The sequence below is a fragment of the Pseudomonas sp. S3_B08 genome, from assembly GCF_054667725.1.
Genome location: NZ_CP162750.1, coordinates 232,777 through 249,075 on the forward strand (window position 1 = coordinate 232,777; position 16,299 = coordinate 249,075).

Genomic DNA, 16,299 nt, shown 5'->3' on the forward strand with positions numbered 1-16,299 from the left:
GACCTGGGGGGCCGAGTTGAATATGGATCCGGCACAGCCTTGAGCCTGATCCAATGTTGGATTCACCATCTCTCTTTCAGGTCGGCGCAAGACCCAAGCATCCCCCAATCAGTCCCCTCTCCCTCAGGGAGAGGGCTAGGGTGAGGGGCTGTTGATCTTGCTCTATTTCCCGGGGGTGAGGGTCAAGCGGGCCTTGCCATACACCCGATCAAAGTTCTGCGGCTGCATCGGCAGGCCGATGTACTGACCTTTCAGCCACGCATCGATCCCGTTCAGGTAGTTCGGACTCAGCGGGTTGCCCGACTGCCCCGTACCGTTCTGCGCCATCAGTGGCTCGCTCTGGCCGAAGTCGACGATAAAACGCATCGACGGCGCGCGCGTGGTGACGAAGTCCTGGCCCCAGGCAAACGCCGAGCTGTTCAGCGTGGTGTGATCGCCTCCAGCCGCCAGCGGCCCGCGTACAGTCTGACCGTTGCTGTTTTTCCAAGCATAGCTGTGCAGTTTGCCCCACTGCCAGGCGCGATGATCGCCGCCCAACTGGCTGTCACCGGCAGTAATCGCCGCAGCGAGGCTGCGGGCGAGAATCACGGATTTGTCTTCCTTCTGCGGCGTGCGCAGGTCATCCCAGAACGGACTGTCCTCACGCCCCAAGAGATGATCGGCCTGCGCCGCGTAGGACAGATCGCCATTGGCGACAAAGGCCTTCCACGCCGGGCTCGACTCAGGACCCAGTTCATCGAGGAAGATCTGCTTCATGCTTTCCTGCAGAAACAGTTCATAAATCGCCGCATCCGCCGAGGTCGGGCTGAGCTTGCCGTCGAACGCCATCAAGCGCGTGAAGGCTTCGCGGGCCTTGCTGCGCTCCGCTTCCGGCAAAGCGTCGATCGCTTGTTTCAGCGGTTGCTTCATCCCCGGCGCTTCGAAGACTTTTTTCAGCTTGGCGGCGAGCGTGGTGGTCTGGTCGTACTGCATGGCGATCACGCTGCGGCTGTCGTGCTTGCCGCTGCCGGCCATTTCCGCCAGGCGCTCGCCGCGCTCCGGTGCCGCCCAGGATTTCGACAACTGCATGCCGTAGCCGTCGGGAATTACACGCTGGTTGGCGGTGCCGAGCCAGCCTTGTGCCGGGTCCTGATCGTAGGGGTGCAGCATCGGGTCGGCGTAACCGTCCCAGTCGTAGCGACCGTCCCAACCCGGCGAGGGCAGCAGGCCTTCACCTTCGCGACGGTTGGGGAAGCGCCCGGTGACTTGCCAGCCGATATTGCTTGCATCGGCAAAGACCAGATTCAGGGTAATGGCGCGGATTTCGCGGCTGGCGTCCGAGGCGCGCTCGACGTTTTGCGCGCGGGTCAGATCGAAGAAGGCATCCAGGGTTTTGTCGTCAGTGAAGCTTGGCGTCTGTAAAGCGAGACCGAAACCGCTGCCCTGCGCCGCTGCCTGGGCACTGTTGAGCAGCGCGCCGTGGCGGGTTTCGTAAACGGCTTCACGAATCGGCCGCTGGCCTTTGACGAAATAGGTTTCGTTGCGCACGCCCAACGGCTGCCATTTGCCGTTGACTTCATAAGTGAGGCTGCTGCCCTGACGGCGGATCTTCTCGAGGAACAGGTCCTGATTGTCGCCGAGCACGCTGGTCATGCTCCACGCCACTTTGCCGTTGAAGCCGCCGAGCACCATCGGCAGACCGGCAACCGTGACGCCGGCGGCCTGATATTTCGGCGCGCGGATCTGCACGAAACTCCACAGCGACGGCGCGGCCAGCGGCCCGTGCGCATCGCTGGCCAGCAGGCTCTTGCCGCTGCGGCTGCGTTGCGGGGCGATCGCCCAGTTATTCGCAGTCGGCGTGGCGAGCAGGTTCAGCGCCGACAGTTGCTGGCTGGCGTTGCTCAATTCCGTCAGCCCCGGAATTTGTCCGTTGAGCTTGAGGCCTTGCAGTTTGTCGGCTTCGGCAACCGGCAGGTTTTCATCGGGCGCCGACGGGCTCAGCCAGGCGAGTTTGTCAGTGGTCACGGTTTGCGCGAGCACCAGTGACTGGATTTCCTCCGGCAGGTTGGCCGACTGGCTGAAATTCAGCAGGGCGAAAATCAGCGCCGAATCTTCCGGTTTCCAGTATTCGGGCTTGTAACCGCTGGCGGCGAGGTCGCCCGGCAACTTGTCGGCATAGCGGAACAGATAAGCGTTGACGCCTCGTGCGTAGACTTCGAAGAAGCGCTTGAGCCGTGGCGACGAGGCCTTGTACAGCTCGCCGGCGCTCTTCTTCAGATTGACCGCGCGCATGTAGCGGTCGGCATCGAGCATCGACGCGCCAGACATTTCCGCCAGCCGGCCCTGGGCCAACAGGCGCAGGGTGACCATCTGGTTGATGCGGTCGCTGGCGTGGACATAGCCGAGGCTGAACAGCGCGTCATGGAAGCTGTTGCTCTCGATCAACGGCATGCCCATCGCATTGCGCCGCACCGACACGTTCTGCGCCAGGCCCTTGAGCGGTTGTACGCCGGAGGTCGGCGGCAGGCTGTCCTGGGCGTTCCAGGTCTGGCAACCGGACAGGCCGAGGACACCGGCCACTGCTGCGGCAACGCCGAACCGGGGAAGAAAATGTGTAAGGGCTGGCGAGGCCATGGCGAAGCTCCTGCGGGGGTATAAGGCTGGGGGCGCAATAAAGCCGCTACGTTAGTGACGGCGCGAGGGCCGCGCAAGCGGGGCGAGTGGTTATTTATGCAGTTGTCGGCTGATCGGTCAGAGGCGTGACAGTTGCTTGTGGGAAAGCGCTGATGTTGAACTGCGGAATGAGTCCCGAGACCTGTCAGGAGAAAGATCGCTATGGAGCTTCAAAGCAACGCTGCGCTGATCATCATCGACCAGCAGAAAGGCATTCTGCATCCGCGTCTGGGGCGGCGGAATAATCCTCAGGCCGAAGAGCGAATGCTTGAGTTATTGGCGCTGTGGCGCCTGCGCGGGCGCCCGGTGATTCACGTGCAGCATTTGTCGCGCTCACCTGATTCGGTGTTCTGGCCGGAGCAGGACGGAGTCGAGTTTCAAGAGCGTTTTGTCCCTCAGGGCGGGGAATGGCTGATCCAGAAACAGGTGCCGGACGCGTTTTGTGCCAGTGGGCTGGAGGCGCAGTTGCGTGAGGCCGGGATCGGGCAACTGATCATCGTTGGTGTGGCGACCAATAACTCTGTTGAGTCGACGGCGCGCACTGCGGGCAATCTGGGTTTCGACACATGGGTGGCAGAGGATGCGTGCTTTACCTTCGACAAAGCCGATTATTTCGGCAAACCGCGTACCGCTGAAGAGGTGCACGGGATGTCGCTGGGCAATCTGCATGGGGAGTATGCGACGGTGGTCAGTGCTGCCCTGATTCTGACAGTCAACTGATAGACCTGTGGGAGCTGGCTTGCCAGCGATTGCGGTGAATCAGGCGACATCAATGCAGGGATGTGCCGCCCTATCGCTGGCAAGCCAGCTCCCACAGGGCTGCGCAGGTTCACAAAAATGTGTTGAGTGCAGATCAACTGTGGGAGCGAGCCTGCTCGCGAAGCGGTGTGTCAGGCGAAGAAGATCTTCGCCAGTGACATCAAGCGCCGTGGCACTTCTTGAATTTCTTGCCGTTGCCGCATGGGCAAGGGTCGTTGCGGCCGACGTCTTTCAGGGCGTTGCGCACCGGTTCCTGGTGGGCGTGGCCGCAGTTCGGGCCGTGGACATGGCCATGGTCGTGATCATGATGGTGGTCATGATCGTGGTTGCAGTCAGGGCCATGGACATGGGGTTGCTGGGTCATCGAGGTCACTCCGGAGTTAGATCGGCGGGGATTATCACGCCATTGCGCTCAAGGTGCACGTAGTGGGCGATGAATAAACCGGTTTCCATTTCCCCCTGCAATCGATAGGGAATCTGCTGGTTCGGATTTTTCAGCAGTTTCACTACGTGTTTGACCTTCGGCCACAGGTTGGTGCGGATCGGCACTTTGAAGTAAGCGCTGCGCTTTGGCCCCACGGTAAACCAGTGCTCATGCTCGCCTTCGGTGAGCAGCATGTCCGCCAGGTGAATCCGGTATTCGAGGCCGCGCACGGTCAGATCGCTGTCGTTGGGATTGTCGACGCGAAAGTGCAGGATGAATTTTTGCTCGAGCAGTTTGGCCCGCACCACCTCGACTTTCACCAGATGCACGGCAGGCTCGACGCTGTCGTCGCTGAACCACGAGGCACAGCCGCCGAGGTTTACGATCAGCATCAACAGCAGGAAATGTAATGTGCGCCGACGACCGAGCATGAAATTGACTCCCTTTGTGCCCAGTCTAGACCTTAAAAGATTTCAGCCTTCGGCTAATCCCGTGTAGGAGCTGCCGAAGGCTGCGATCTTTTGATCTTGGCTTTCAAGCGCCGAAATAACCCGCACAACACTTCTTGAACTTCTGCCCGCTGCCGCAAGGGCAGCCGTCATTGCGCCCCAGCTTCAGCTGCACCGTGGGATCGATGAAGTACCAGCGCCCGGCGTTTTGTACAAAGGATGAGCGCTCGCGATGGCTGTGCTCGCCCTGGCTGTCATGCCAGCGCGCGGTGAAGGTCACAAAAGCGTGTTCCGGCTGGCCGCCGAAAACCTCCGAGCTTTCCACCTCAAGGCCGAGCCAGGTGCTTTGCGCACTCCAGTCGCTGATCGATTGTCGGTTCAGCCCCGCCTGCTGCGCGGGCAGGGTGGTCGCCACCAGATAGTCGATCAGCCCCAGCACATAAGCGCTGTAGCGCGAACGCATCAGGGCTTCGGCACACGGTGCCGGGTGGCCGTCGTGATAAGGGCCGCAGCAGGCATCCAGCAGATTGCCGCTGCCGCAAGGGCAAATGGCTGTACTCATTGCATTACCACCAGTATTTCCCGAAGTTTTCCGGATTGGCCCAGAAGCGTGAATTGAGCCAGTCGGGGACTTGTTTGTAGTCAAGCAGATCGTAGGTGAACAGGGTCAGCACCTGCGCGTCGCGCTGAAAACGCTCGCTGGCCTGCAGGGCCAGCGAATAGAAATCGGTTTCCTGCCAGCCACTGGCGGCCTGATCCGCCAGCACCGCGATGCGACTGGCGTTGAGATTGCGGATGCCGCCCAACAGGTTCAGGCCATCGCGTTTGGGCAAATGTTCCAGGCAATCGACTACCAGCGCCAGATCGAAGCGTTGCGCGGCCAGTTCGGCGGGCAGACCGCCGGGTGCGGCATGGGCGACCACGGTATCTGGATGCGCGTCCTTGAAAGCGCTCAAGGCGGGAAACTCGCTGGCGCCGATCAGCAGCAGTCGGGCCGGGGCGTAGCGATCCAGCAAAGCGGCCAACGCCTGTTGTGGCGTGCGCGAAGAAATGGCGACGTTCATCGAAGCTCCTCAGTCAGACCGCCAAGACTAGCCTGCCAGACTGCGTCGGCAAAGCGCCCGGTGGCGGTGGTTTTCGCCAAAAGAGGCAAACCCCTGTGAACACGGTCGCAAACAGCGGTGGCCTATTGCTGGCGGAGATTAAAACTCCGGTCTTTACTCCCTGAATCGGTTTTAAGCCGATCCCTCAGGAGAAAACTAGATGAGCATAGTTCGGACAGCATTACCCTTGGTTCTGCTAACCAGTGTGTTGACTGGTTGTGCAGGTTTGCAGAAAACCGACTGGCCGACCTGTGCGGCGGTCGGCGGTGTGGTCGGTGCCGGTCTCGGCGCGACGGAAAGCGCATCGTGGGCTGGCTACGGTGCACTGATCGTCGGCGGTACGGCAGCGGCTTACTGCTGGGTGCATGGCGATGGCGATGAAGACGGCGATGGCGTGCCGGACAGTCGCGACAAGTGCCCGGGCACGCCAAAAGGCGTGCAGGTCGATGCTGACGGTTGCCCGCCACCGACGCCTGCGCCAGTGGTCGAAGAAGCGGTTGTGGTCAAGGAAGAAACCATCGTCATTCGTGATGTGCATTTCGAGTTCGACAAAGCCACGCTGACCGGCCCTGACAAGCAAGTGCTGGACAAGGTCGCCGATCGCCTGAAACAGGAATCCTCTACCGCGCAACTGACCGTGACCGGTCACACCGACAGTGTCGGCAGCGATGCCTACAACAAGAAACTGTCGGATCGTCGTGCGCACTCGGTGGTGGAATACCTGATCCAGCAGGGCGTGCCACGTGCCAGCTTCGTTTCGGTGTCGGGCCTTGGTGAAAGCCAGCCTGTGGCTGACAACAAGTCGGCTGATGGTCGTGCACAGAACCGTCGCACCGAAATCAAAATCGTCCGCTAGCCCCTCTCGCATCCGCGGCTTGTGCAGTCGCTGATGCGGGTCTTTACTCCTGTGTAACCGGTATGGGCCGGTACACAGGAGCGTTCACAAATGCGTCTTTTCTCAAGGTCCGTCTTGCCGGTGCTGCTGCTTGGCAGCTTGCTCACCGGTTGTGCCACTCACAGCGATGGCACCGCCCCCCTCAATCAACGTACGTGGCCGATCTGCAGCCTGCTTGGCGGTCTGGTCGGCGGCGGTCTTGGCGCCATTGAAAGCGCCGGCTGGGCCGGCGGCGGCGCGGCATTGGGTATCGTCACCGGCGGGCTGATCTGTTACGCCCAGGATGGCGACGAAGACAGCGACGGCGTCTTCGACCGCCGCGACCGCTGCCCGGACACTCCGGAAAACACCGAAGTCGATCACCGTGGCTGCCCGCTGCCGCAATATCCGGTGGCAGTCAAACCGGTCGAACCGGCGCCGCAATCTGAAGTGATCACCTTGAGCGATGCCGGCAACGTGCTGTTCGATTTCGACAAGTCCGATCTGACCCCGGCGGCCAAAGCCCAGCTCGACACCTTGATGGACAAGCTGCGCAATGCCGATGTGGTCAGCATCAAGGTCATCGGGCACACCGACAGTAAAGGCTCCGACGCCTATAACCAGGCTTTGTCCGAGCGGCGCGCGAGCAGTGTCGCAGCGTATCTGTTGAGTCAGGGGCTGGCGCCGAACAAGCTCACCAGCGAGGGCCGAGGCGAGAGTGAGCCGGTCGCCGATAACGCCAGCGATGAAGGCCGCGCGGAAAATCGCCGGGTCGAGCTGCACATCAATCGTTAGCAACCGTCTGTAGTGCGCAGGCTAGAGCTGCCGGGTCGAGATCGTCGCCCCGGCAGCCATTTCATCCGCGTTTGCACAAATTTCATTTTTCCCTCTGGCTTATCCCCCGCAGAAGCCGGTACTGTGCGTGCAAAGAATAATTCGCAACACGGGGGAGCGTATGAAGGTGTTCTGGGGGCTGGGGCGTTTGCTGACCCTGCTGTTCTGCTGCGTGGTACTGGCCAATCAACTGGTGCCGTTTGTTCATCCGCTGCATCTGCTGGTCAATCTGGCCGGCGCTCTGTTGTTGCTGATTCATCTACTCGAAGTGCTGCTGTGCAATCGCAGCCTCAAGGGTCGTCCGCACCCTTGGCGTGATCGTGGCCGCATTCTGTTGTTCGGCGTTTTCCACCTGCAAACCATCCCGGCCCCGGCCGCTCCGGAGGCTTCTTCCCATGCGTAAACTCTGCCTGCTCGCTGCATTCATCAGTCCACTGGCCTGCGCCCAGGTGGTCAACGTGCAAAGCAATTCTTTGATGCGCTTGCCCAACACCACCAGCACGCTGCAACTGGAGAAACTGGAAGTCGCCGATTACGGCACCTTGCTGATCCCGTCCAACGTGACTGAATTGAACATTGATGAACTGCGTCTGGGCCACGAAGCACGTATTGCTATCGTTCCGGCTGAACAGGCGCTGGAAGTGAAGGTCAAGCGCGCTGAATTGAGCGAGGGCAGCCAGATCACCGCGCGCGGCGCCCCCGGCACTTATGAAAAAGCGGCCCGGGCCGGGCGCAATCTGAACCTGCAATTTCAGGCCCTGAGCGCGCCGCAACTGACGGTCGATGCCCGTGGCGGCAGGGGCGCGCCGGGTTTCGTCGGCCTCGACGGCGGCAACGGTGAAGATCCGGGCTGCACCTATGGATCGGCCGGCCACGGCGCCGATGGCAGTGACGGCAGCGATGGCCAGCCAGGCGCGCCGGGTGCGCTGGTGCGACTCGCCGTACCACGGGATTTTCCGGCCGAGCTGATCAAGGTCAACGTGGCTGGCGGTGCCGGCGGCCCGGCGGGTGTCGGTGGTAAAGCAGGGAAGGGCGGCAAATCCAAGGGCTGCCTGGTGTACCGCGCTGACGGCGGCAAGAACGGCAAGGCCGGCGCGGATGGCCAGCCTGGGCCGGAGGGAGCGGCGGGTTCGGTTACCGTGCAACGGCTCTAAAACTGCGACCCGCTCTCTGATCAATAAAATGCTTTGGTGAGTGAAGATCTTTGGTGAGTGAAATTATGTGGCGAGGGGATTTATCCCCGCTGGGCTGCGTAGCAGTCCCGCTTTTGATTTTTAGAGCGGGGCCGCTTCGCGACCCAGCGGGGATAAATCCCCTCGCCACAACTGTGTTCACAGCAGAACAAGAGTGCGATTCAGAGCATCGGTCTCGCCGCCGCCACAGCCACCAACACCAACCCGACCAGCAGATTGAGCCCCACTACCCGGCGAATCCGCCCCAGCACCGCCGCACCCGCCGGCCAATCCTTCGCCTCAACCGCCTTGCGCAATTCTGGCAGCATCAACCCCTGAATGCGGATGAACAGTGCCGTCATCACCACATACAAACCGATCATCACCTGCACGTACTTCGGCGCGGTTTCAAATCCGACCTGCTGCAGATGCAACATGCCCACGCCGCTGATCGGCAACAGGATCACCGCGACCCAAACCCAACGGAAAAAACCTTGAAACACTTCCACCCACAGGGTCAGGCGAGCGGGGCCGTCCAGAGCCTTCACGGCCGCAGGGCGCAAGACCATCCAGGCGAAAAACATACCGCCGACCCACACCAGAGCGGCGAGGACATGCAGGGGGTAAACGAGGCTAAAAGGTGTCATTGGGTCACTCCGTTCTGCGCGGGATCGATTAGCGGGGTATGATAGCCGCCGAATCAAACCACTGAAAATTTATCCAGCGTTTTGCGCCCGACACTCAATGATCAGCACTGAACTCAAAACCACGATCCAGGGCGCCTATTCGCGTTTTCTAGAGGCCAAGAGCCTCAAGCCGCGTTACGGCCAGCGCCTGATGATCGCTGAAATCGCCAAAGTCCTCGGAGATATCGACACCGACGACGAGGGCCGGCGCAGTGGCGACCCCGCGATTGTCGCGGTGGAAGCCGGCACCGGTACCGGCAAGACCGTGGCCTACAGCCTGGCGGCGATCCCCACGGCGAAACTGGCCGGCAAGCGTCTGGTCATTGCCACCGCGACCGTCGCCCTGCAAGAGCAGATTGTCTACAAGGATTTGCCCGACCTGATGCGCAACAGCGGGCTGAATTTCAGTTTTGCCCTGGCCAAGGGCCGTGGTCGCTACATGTGCCTGTCCAAGCTCGACATGCTGTTGCAGGAAGGCCACGCACAAACCGCCACCGCGCAGCTGTTCGAAGAAGAAGGTTTCAAGATCGAAGTCGACGAGGCCAGTCAGAAGCTGTTCACCAGCATGATCGAAAAGCTCGCCGGCAATAAATGGGACGGCGACCGCGACAGCTGGCCGAACGCGCTGGAAGACGCCGACTGGGCGCGCCTGACCACCGATCACAGCCAGTGCACCAACCGTCATTGCCCGAACTTCGGCCAGTGCGCCTTCTACAAGGCTCGCGAAGGCATGGGCAAGGTTGACGTGATCGTCACCAACCACGACATGGTCCTGGCTGACCTGGCACTGGGCGGCGGCGCCGTGCTGCCGGACCCGCGCGACACCATTTACGTGTTCGACGAAGGCCACCACCTGCCGGACAAGGCCATCGGCCACTTCGCTCACTACACGCGCCTGCGTTCCACCGCCGACTGGCTGGAAACCACCGCCAAGAACCTGACCAAGCTGCTGGCCCAGCATCCGTTGCCGGGCGATCTCGGCAAGCTGATCGAGCAGGTGCCCGAGCTGGCGCGGGAGATCAAGACCCAGCAGCAGTTCATGTTCACCGCCTGCGAGCAGATCGCCGATTTCAAACCCGGCGAAGACGTCGAAGGCCGCGAGCGCCCGCGTCATCGCTTTGTCGGCGGGGTGATTCCCGAGGATATGCGCGAGATGGGCATCGAGCTGAAAAAAGGCTATTCGCGCCTAAACGACCTGTTTCAACGCCTGACCGACCTGCTCAAGGAAGGCATGGACGGCGAGGTCAACATCGGCATCGCCAGCAATCAGGCCGAAGAATGGTATCCGCTGTTCGGCAGCCTGTTGTCCCGCGCTTCCGGCAACTGGGAATTGTGGACCGCGTTCACCGCCGAAGACCCGGAAGACAGCCCGCCCATGGCACGCTGGCTGACCCTGGCCGAAAGCGGCTCGCTGTTCGATATCGAGGTCAACGCCAGCCCGATTCTGGCGGCGGAAACCTTGCGTCGCAGTTTGTGGAACGTCGCTTACGGCTGCCTGGTGACCTCGGCGACGCTGACGGCGCTGGGCACTTTCGACCGTTTCCGCATGCGCGCCGGTCTGCCGAAAAAAGCTGTCACAGCGGTGGTGCCGAGCCCGTTCCATCATGCCGATGCCGGCGTGCTGCGCGTGCCGGATCTCAAGGCCGACCCGCGCGATGCCGCCGCCCACACGGCGGCGATCATTCGCGAGCTGCCCGATCTGGTGGAAGGTTCACGAGGCACACTGGTGCTGTTCTCCTCGCGCAAGCAAATGCAGGACGTATTCGACGGTCTCGACCGCGACTGGCGCAAGCAAGTGTTCATTCAGGGCAACCTGTCGAAACAGGAAACCCTGAACAAGCACAAGGCGCGGGTCGATGGCGGTGATTCCAGCGTGCTGTTCGGGCTGGCCAGTTTTGCCGAAGGTGTCGATTTGCCGGGGGCCTACTGCGAGCACGTGGTGATCGCCAAGATTCCGTTCTCGGTGCCCGATGATCCGGTTGAGGCCGCGTTATCGGAGTGGATCGAGGCGCGCGGTGGCAATCCGTTCATGGAAATCTCCGTGCCCGATGCCTCGCTGAAACTGGTCCAGGCCTGCGGCCGTCTGCTGCGCACCGAAGAAGACCGCGGCACCATCACCTTGCTCGACCGGCGTCTGGTCACTCAGCGCTACGGCAAGGCGATCCTCAATGCGTTGCCTCCTTTCCGTCGTGAAATATCCTGAGACACGGGTGGGCCGATTGGCCCGCCGCGTTGTCTATCTCTCTGCCACCGCTTTTCCACTGGCCTTGACTGGTCGTTAGGGAGAACTCCGTTCTTATGATCCGCCGTTCGTTGCCCGCTGTTTTCGCCTTGATCTTTGCCGCGCCGTTGCTGGCGGCCCCTGCCGGTCAGCAGACGCTGTTCAACTTCGTACGCCCGGCCGACGTGGTCAAGGTCGCCACGGAAAACGCCGACCTGCCGCAGGCCAATGCCGAACAGACCGCGGAAGGTGAAGTGCTGCGCCGGGTGACGTTCAACCCGGTCGCCCGCCCGACCTTGCGCCTGACCCCGCAGACCGGCGCTTGGGACTGGTCGCAGTCCGACATGATGACCCTGCGTCTGCAAAGTGCGATGAATTGGGCGGTCACAGTCTATGTGCAGATCCAGAGCAACGACGGCCGCACTCTGGTCAGCCGCGTCGATCTGCCGGCCGGCCCCGCGCAGACCTTGCTGGTGCCGCTGGTGGCTTCGACGCCGCTGAGCCAGGGCATGAAAGCCGGGCCGCCGATGCCGATGACCGTCGATGGCCAACGCATCCTGCTGGCCAGCAGCACGGGCGAGATCGACCGCAGCCAGGTGGTTTCGGTGAGTCTGTCGATGGATCAGCCGAAAGTTGCGCAGAGTCTGTTGCTCGAGCGGTTCGGCGTGCAGGACGGCGAATCGGTGACGCGGGCGGTGTACGGCAATCTGGTCGATGCTTACGGGCAGTCAACCCGCAGCAAGTGGCCGGAAAAAGTCAGCAGCGACGAACAACTGAAAAGCGCCGCCAGCAAAGAGCAGCAACAGCTGAATACGTGGCTGGCCGAGCGTGAAAAGGCTTCGCTGGACACATTCGGGGGCTGGAACAAAGGCCCGGCGTTCAAGGCCAGCGGTTTCTTTCGCACGGAAAAACGCGATGGCCGCTGGTATCTGGTGACTCCTGAAGGCCACCCGTTCTATTCGTTGGGCGTCAACACCGTCAGCGCGCAGGTCAACCAGACCTACGTCGCCGGCCGTGAATCCATGTTTGAATCGTTGCCTAAGAACGACGACCCGCTGGCCGCGCATTTTGGCGAGGGTGACAACCGTGGCGGCAATGGCGCCGACCAGGGGCGTGGCTACGGCAACGGCCGCTGGTACGACTTCTATGGCGCCAACCTGCAACGCCTGTACGGCGAACCGTGCAAGGCAGACAGCGACAACAAGGCCGGGATTGCCGAAGCGGCGAAGGCTGGGGCGGCTGAGGCCGGTTCGGTGCAGGCCGCTGAAACCGCAGCGGTGCCTGCCGAGCCAAAATCCGGTATTGCCGAAGCGGCGCAGACCGATGCGGTGCAAGCGTCCAGCGCGCAAACCACTCCGTGCACAGCCGCAATTGATGAAGAACGCTGGACCCGGCATACCCTCGATCGGCTGCAAGCCTGGGGCTTCAACACAGTGGGCAACTGGAGCGCGCCGTCGCTGGCGGATGCTGAACGCGTGCCGTACACCTTGCCGCTGTCGATCGTCGGCGATTACACCAGCATCAGCACCGGCAGCGATTGGTGGGGTGGCATGCCGGATCCGTTCGATCCGCGTTTCGCCATGGCCACCGAGCGCGCCGTGGCCATCGCCGCCCGCGATCACCGTGACGATCCGTGGCTGATCGGTTATTACGCCGACAACGAACTGGCCTGGGCTGGCCCTGGCGACGATCCAAAGGCTCGCTACGCACTGGCCTACGGCACGTTGAAAATGACCACCGACGTGCCGGCCAAACGCGCCTTTCTCAAGCAATTGCGCGACAAGTACCGCAATCAGGCCGGACTGTCCAAGGCCTGGGGCATCGAGTTGCCGGCGTGGGAATTGATGGAAGACCCTGGCTTCGTGCCGCCACTGCCGAACCCGGAGCATCCGGAGATCGAAGCGGATTTCAAATACTTCCAGAAGGTCTTCGCCGATACCTATTTCAAGACCATTTCCGATTCGCTGAAATGGCACGCGCCGAACCAGATGCTCCTTGGCGGTCGTTTCGCCATCAGTACCCCTGAAGCCGTGGCGTCCTGCGCACAGTATTGCGATGTGTTGAGCTTCAACATGTACACGCTCAAGCCGCAGGACGGCTACGACTTCGCCGCGCTGGCAGCCCTGGACAAACCGGTGCTGATCACCGAATTCAACTTCGGCTCGGCCGACCGAGGTCCTTTCTGGGGCGGCGTGACGCAGCTGGCCAAGGAGGAAGATCGCGGCCCGGCCTATGCCAACTTCCTCAAACAGGCGCTGAGCGAACCGTCGATTGTCGGCATGCACTGGTTCCAGTATCTGGACCAACCGGTGACCGGGCGTTTGCTCGACGGCGAGAACGGCCATTTCGGTCTGGTAGGTGTGACCGATCTGCCGTATCAGGGATTTGTCGAGGCAGTGCGCAAAAGCAATCTGCAGGCGCTTGAGCAACTGGGCAAGGAGGCGCAGAAAACCCCGGCTGCGGAAGTTGAAGGCGGGCGCAAGGCCGAGGCTGGCAAAGCTGCGGAGGCTGCACAGGCGGGTGGGCATTCGGGGAATGGTCACTAGGTTTCAGACCGCGTTATCGTTCTTCGCGAGCAGGCTCGCTCCCACACTGGATATCAACAGCAGCGGAGATCCCCTGTGGGAGCGAGCCTGCTCGCGAAGGGATCGCCACAAATTGCCGATCAACCGTCTGGCCCGCGCCTGTTCCCAAATCCCTCAAGGGCTGGAACAATGCGGACCACTTTGTAGAGCGTTTTCGCGGGGGAGTTGCGGGTGCAGATTCAGGGACATTACGAGCTTCAATTCGAAGCGGTGCGCGAGGCTTTCGCCGCACTGTTCGACGATCCCCAGGAACGCGGCGCAGCCCTGTGCATCCAGGTCGGTGGAGAAACCGTCCTCGACCTCTGGTCCGGTACTGCCGACAAGGACGGCGCCGAAGCCTGGCACAGCGATACCATCGCCAACCTGTTTTCCTGCACCAAGACCTTCACCGCCGTTACCGCGCTGCAACTGGTGGCTGAAGGCAAGTTGCAACTCGATGCCCCGGTTGCCCGCTACTGGCCGGAATTCGCCGCTGCCGGCAAAGAATCCGTCACTCTGCGCCAATTGCTTTGCCATCAGGCCGGCTTGCCGGCGCTGCGCGAACTGCTCGCCCCTGAAGCCCTTTACGATTGGCAAACCATGGTCGACGCCCTCGCGGCCGAAGCGCCATGGTGGGCGCCGGGCATCGGTCACGGTTATGCCGCGATCACCTACGGTTGGCTGGTCGGCGAATTGCTGCGCCGCGCTGACGGGCGTGGGCCGGGCGAATCGATCGTCGCTCGGATCGCCAAACCGTTGGGCCTGGATTTCCATGTGGGCCTGGCCGACGAAGAATTTCATCGGGTAGCGCACATCGCCCGTGGCAAGGGCAACGCCGGCGACGCTGCGGCGCAGCGCCTGCTGCAAGTGACCATGCGCGAACCGACGGCCATGACTACCCGCGCGTTCACCAATCCGCCGTCAGTGCTGACCAGCACCAACAAGCCGGAATGGCGCCGCATGCAGCAACCGGCGGCCAACGGCCACGGCAACGCGCGCAGTCTCGCCGGGTTCTATGCCGGCCTGCTCGATGGCAGCCTGCTCGAGAGCGAGATGCTCGAAGAGCTGACCCGCGAGCACAGCCTTGGCGATGACAAGACCTTGCTCACCCGTACCCGTTTCGGCCTCGGCTGCATGCTCGATCAACCGGACGTGCCCAACGCCACCTACGGCCTCGGCCCACGCGCGTTCGGCCATCCGGGAGCGGGCGGCTCGATCGGTTTTGCTGATCCTGAGCACGATGTGGCTTTCGGTTTCGTGACAAATACCTTGGGGCCTTACGTTTTGATGGATCCGCGCGCACAGAAGCTGGCGCGGGTGCTTGCCACTTGTCTGTAAAGCTTCAACTGAGGTTCCGGGGTCGGAACCTCGAAGGGATTTTCGTTTCAAAACGGCTGTTTATCCGGGCGAAAGTGCTCTGATTTTTCATTACTTCATTTTGTGGATTTTCAATGTCATCTAAAAAGACCCGCGCCCTGGCCCTGTGTGTAGCGATCACCGGTTGCGCACAGACTCCGAAAAACGATGCAGATGGCGGCAGTTGGTGGCCGTTCGGTTCTTCCGACAAAGTCGCGGCCAAAGATTCGGCCCCGGCTCCGGCTCCTTTGAAACCTGCGGCGACTGCGCCAGTGGCCAAGGCCGAGAGCAGCAACCCGTGGTACTGGCCGTTCGGTTCCAGCGATGAAGCGGTCAAGGCTGATCTGAAAGCCGAGGTTAAACCTGAAGCCAAACCGGTCGAGGTGGCCAAAGCCGAGGCGCAGTCCAATGGCAAATGGTGGTGGCCGTTCGGCGGCAAGGATCAGCCAACCGCCAAAGCCGTGCCGATGCCCGATCCGAAGGTGACTCAGGCCTGGCTGGATGACTACGAACCGCGTCTGCGTGAAGCGGTGAAGGACAGCAATCTGCAACTCGAACGTCGCGACAATGTGCTGGTAGTGACGGCGCCGGTCGAAGGCTCGTTCAATCCGGACCGTCCGGCGATGCTGCTGCCGGTCACCCTTGGCCCGTTCACTCGCGTGGCGAAAATACTTGAAGCCGATCCGAAAACCGCAGTGCTGGTGCTCGGTCACAGTGATACCAGCGGTGCCGCACCGGCCAACGTCAAGCTGAGCCAGGAACGTGCGCAATCGGTGGCAGCGATCTTCCGCCTCAGCGGCTTGCAGCGTGATCGCCTGATGCTGCGCGGCATGGGTTCCGAAGCGCCGCGTGCGGCCAACGACAGCGTTGAAGGCCGCGCCTTGAACCGTCGTGTCGAGCTGCTGGTGACTCCGCAAAACACCATGGTTGCGCTGCTGAGCAAATACAACATGCCAGCACCGAAGCCGGTGACGATGGTTGCTGCGCAAGACGTCAAGCCAGTTGCCAAACCGGTTACCCCGGCGCCTGCGGCGAAAAAAGCCGCTGTGCCGGCGGCGAAAAAGGCGCCAGCCAAGAAAACCGCCGCCAAGGCTCCTGCGAAGAAGGCCCCGGCCAAGGCTCCAGCGAAAAAAACTGCACCAGCCAAAGCCGCCGCGACCGACAAGAAAGTCGCCGCAGCCGACGCCGCCAAGAAGTGATCCGCT

General features: G+C 61.7%; 15 protein-coding genes. 9 read left to right on the top strand and 6 right to left on the bottom strand.

The annotated features are described in order from the left end of the window. Positions 1 to 162: 162 nt before the first annotated feature. Complete coding sequence (locus AB4N73_RS01125) at positions 163 to 2,613, bottom strand: penicillin acylase family protein (protein WP_460142829.1); 2,451 nt, start codon at positions 2,611 to 2,613, stop codon at positions 163 to 165. A 201-nt stretch (positions 2,614 to 2,814) separates the two neighbouring features. Here AB4N73_RS01125 and AB4N73_RS01130 point away from each other — a divergent pair, with 201 nt between their 5' ends. Then, complete coding sequence (locus AB4N73_RS01130) at positions 2,815 to 3,372, top strand: cysteine hydrolase family protein (RefSeq protein ID WP_457264166.1); 558 nt, start codon at positions 2,815 to 2,817, stop codon at positions 3,370 to 3,372. Between the two features lie 199 nt (positions 3,373 to 3,571). Here AB4N73_RS01130 and AB4N73_RS01135 read toward each other — a convergent pair whose 3' ends face one another. From AB4N73_RS01135 to AB4N73_RS01150, 4 genes are all read right to left on the bottom strand, one after another. Continuing rightward, positions 3,572 to 3,775 carry an SEC-C metal-binding domain-containing protein gene (locus AB4N73_RS01135; protein WP_003198420.1) on the bottom strand — a complete coding sequence of 68 codons (204 nt, stop codon included), beginning with the start codon at positions 3,773 to 3,775 and terminating at the stop codon, positions 3,572 to 3,574. A gap of 5 nt (positions 3,776 to 3,780) precedes the next feature. Next, positions 3,781 to 4,266, bottom strand: a complete 486-nt coding sequence (locus tag AB4N73_RS01140; protein WP_150743353.1) for an LEA/WHy family protein — start codon at positions 4,264 to 4,266, stop codon at positions 3,781 to 3,783. 103 nt (positions 4,267 to 4,369) lie between these two features. Next, positions 4,370 to 4,846 (bottom strand): YchJ family protein, encoded by a 477-nt coding sequence (locus AB4N73_RS01145; RefSeq protein WP_150743354.1) that lies wholly within the window; start codon positions 4,844 to 4,846, stop codon positions 4,370 to 4,372. Between the two features lie 4 nt (positions 4,847 to 4,850). Beyond that, positions 4,851 to 5,348 carry a DUF6231 family protein gene (locus AB4N73_RS01150; RefSeq protein ID WP_460142830.1) on the bottom strand — a complete coding sequence of 166 codons (498 nt, stop codon included), beginning with the start codon at positions 5,346 to 5,348 and terminating at the stop codon, positions 4,851 to 4,853. 199 nt (positions 5,349 to 5,547) lie between these two features. On the opposite strand from AB4N73_RS01150, the gene AB4N73_RS01155 reads away from it, so the two are divergent. The 4 genes from AB4N73_RS01155 to AB4N73_RS01170 all read left to right on the top strand — a co-directional run bounded on the left by AB4N73_RS01155 (position 5,548) and on the right by AB4N73_RS01170 (position 8,249). Beyond that, positions 5,548 to 6,243: an OmpA family protein gene (locus AB4N73_RS01155; protein ID WP_016770616.1), complete on the top strand. Its 696-nt coding sequence runs from the start codon at positions 5,548 to 5,550 to the stop codon at positions 6,241 to 6,243. A gap of 90 nt (positions 6,244 to 6,333) precedes the next feature. Further along, entirely contained in the window at positions 6,334 to 7,056 is a 723-nt protein-coding gene (locus tag AB4N73_RS01160) for an OmpA family protein (RefSeq protein ID WP_150636395.1), read from the top strand. 160 nt (positions 7,057 to 7,216) lie between these two features. Next, on the top strand, positions 7,217 to 7,498 hold the full coding sequence (locus tag AB4N73_RS01165; protein ID WP_016771375.1) for a DUF1145 domain-containing protein: 282 nt from the start codon (positions 7,217 to 7,219) through the stop codon (positions 7,496 to 7,498). Continuing rightward, on the top strand, positions 7,491 to 8,249 hold the full coding sequence (locus AB4N73_RS01170) for a collagen-like triple helix repeat-containing protein (protein ID WP_122698367.1): 759 nt from the start codon (positions 7,491 to 7,493) through the stop codon (positions 8,247 to 8,249). The genes AB4N73_RS01165 and AB4N73_RS01170 overlap by 8 nt, the downstream gene beginning before the upstream one ends. A 200-nt stretch (positions 8,250 to 8,449) precedes the next feature. Here AB4N73_RS01170 and AB4N73_RS01175 read toward each other — a convergent pair whose 3' ends face one another. Further along, positions 8,450 to 8,914 carry a CopD family protein gene (locus AB4N73_RS01175; protein ID WP_016771373.1) on the bottom strand — a complete coding sequence of 155 codons (465 nt, stop codon included), beginning with the start codon at positions 8,912 to 8,914 and terminating at the stop codon, positions 8,450 to 8,452. A gap of 97 nt (positions 8,915 to 9,011) precedes the next feature. Between AB4N73_RS01175 and dinG the strand changes: the two genes are divergently transcribed. The 4 genes from dinG (at position 9,012) to AB4N73_RS01195 (ending at position 16,293) form a co-directional block, all read left to right on the top strand. Then, a complete protein-coding gene (dinG, locus tag AB4N73_RS01180) occupies positions 9,012 to 11,156 on the top strand; it encodes an ATP-dependent DNA helicase DinG (RefSeq protein WP_024011911.1) in 2,145 nt (714 codons plus the stop codon). A 95-nt stretch (positions 11,157 to 11,251) separates the two neighbouring features. Beyond that, positions 11,252 to 13,720 carry a beta-galactosidase gene (locus AB4N73_RS01185; protein ID WP_457264158.1) on the top strand — a complete coding sequence of 823 codons (2,469 nt, stop codon included), beginning with the start codon at positions 11,252 to 11,254 and terminating at the stop codon, positions 13,718 to 13,720. A gap of 210 nt (positions 13,721 to 13,930) precedes the next feature. Beyond that, entirely contained in the window at positions 13,931 to 15,076 is a 1,146-nt protein-coding gene (locus tag AB4N73_RS01190) for a serine hydrolase domain-containing protein (protein WP_252877604.1), read from the top strand. 113 nt (positions 15,077 to 15,189) lie between these two features. Continuing rightward, entirely contained in the window at positions 15,190 to 16,293 is a 1,104-nt protein-coding gene (locus AB4N73_RS01195; RefSeq protein WP_460142831.1) for an OmpA family protein, read from the top strand. Positions 16,294 to 16,299: the final 6 nt, after the last annotated feature.

Coding starts and splice junctions, on each gene's coding strand:
- AB4N73_RS01140 (WP_150743353.1), bottom strand. CDS start 4,266: ATGCTCGGTCGTCGGCGCACATTACATTTCCTGCTGTTGATGCTGATC.
- AB4N73_RS01185 (WP_457264158.1), top strand. CDS start 11,252: ATGATCCGCCGTTCGTTGCCCGCTGTTTTCGCCTTGATCTTTGCCGCG.
- AB4N73_RS01170 (WP_122698367.1), top strand. CDS start 7,491: ATGCGTAAACTCTGCCTGCTCGCTGCATTCATCAGTCCACTGGCCTGC.
- AB4N73_RS01125 (WP_460142829.1), bottom strand. CDS start 2,613: ATGGCCTCGCCAGCCCTTACACATTTTCTTCCCCGGTTCGGCGTTGCC.
- AB4N73_RS01135 (WP_003198420.1), bottom strand. CDS start 3,775: ATGACCCAGCAACCCCATGTCCATGGCCCTGACTGCAACCACGATCAT.
- AB4N73_RS01155 (WP_016770616.1), top strand. CDS start 5,548: ATGAGCATAGTTCGGACAGCATTACCCTTGGTTCTGCTAACCAGTGTG.
- AB4N73_RS01145 (WP_150743354.1), bottom strand. CDS start 4,846: ATGAGTACAGCCATTTGCCCTTGCGGCAGCGGCAATCTGCTGGATGCC.
- dinG (WP_024011911.1), top strand. CDS start 9,012: ATGATCAGCACTGAACTCAAAACCACGATCCAGGGCGCCTATTCGCGT.
- AB4N73_RS01150 (WP_460142830.1), bottom strand. CDS start 5,348: ATGAACGTCGCCATTTCTTCGCGCACGCCACAACAGGCGTTGGCCGCT.
- AB4N73_RS01175 (WP_016771373.1), bottom strand. CDS start 8,914: ATGACACCTTTTAGCCTCGTTTACCCCCTGCATGTCCTCGCCGCTCTG.
- AB4N73_RS01195 (WP_460142831.1), top strand. CDS start 15,190: ATGTCATCTAAAAAGACCCGCGCCCTGGCCCTGTGTGTAGCGATCACC.
- AB4N73_RS01160 (WP_150636395.1), top strand. CDS start 6,334: ATGCGTCTTTTCTCAAGGTCCGTCTTGCCGGTGCTGCTGCTTGGCAGC.
- AB4N73_RS01130 (WP_457264166.1), top strand. CDS start 2,815: ATGGAGCTTCAAAGCAACGCTGCGCTGATCATCATCGACCAGCAGAAA.
- AB4N73_RS01165 (WP_016771375.1), top strand. CDS start 7,217: ATGAAGGTGTTCTGGGGGCTGGGGCGTTTGCTGACCCTGCTGTTCTGC.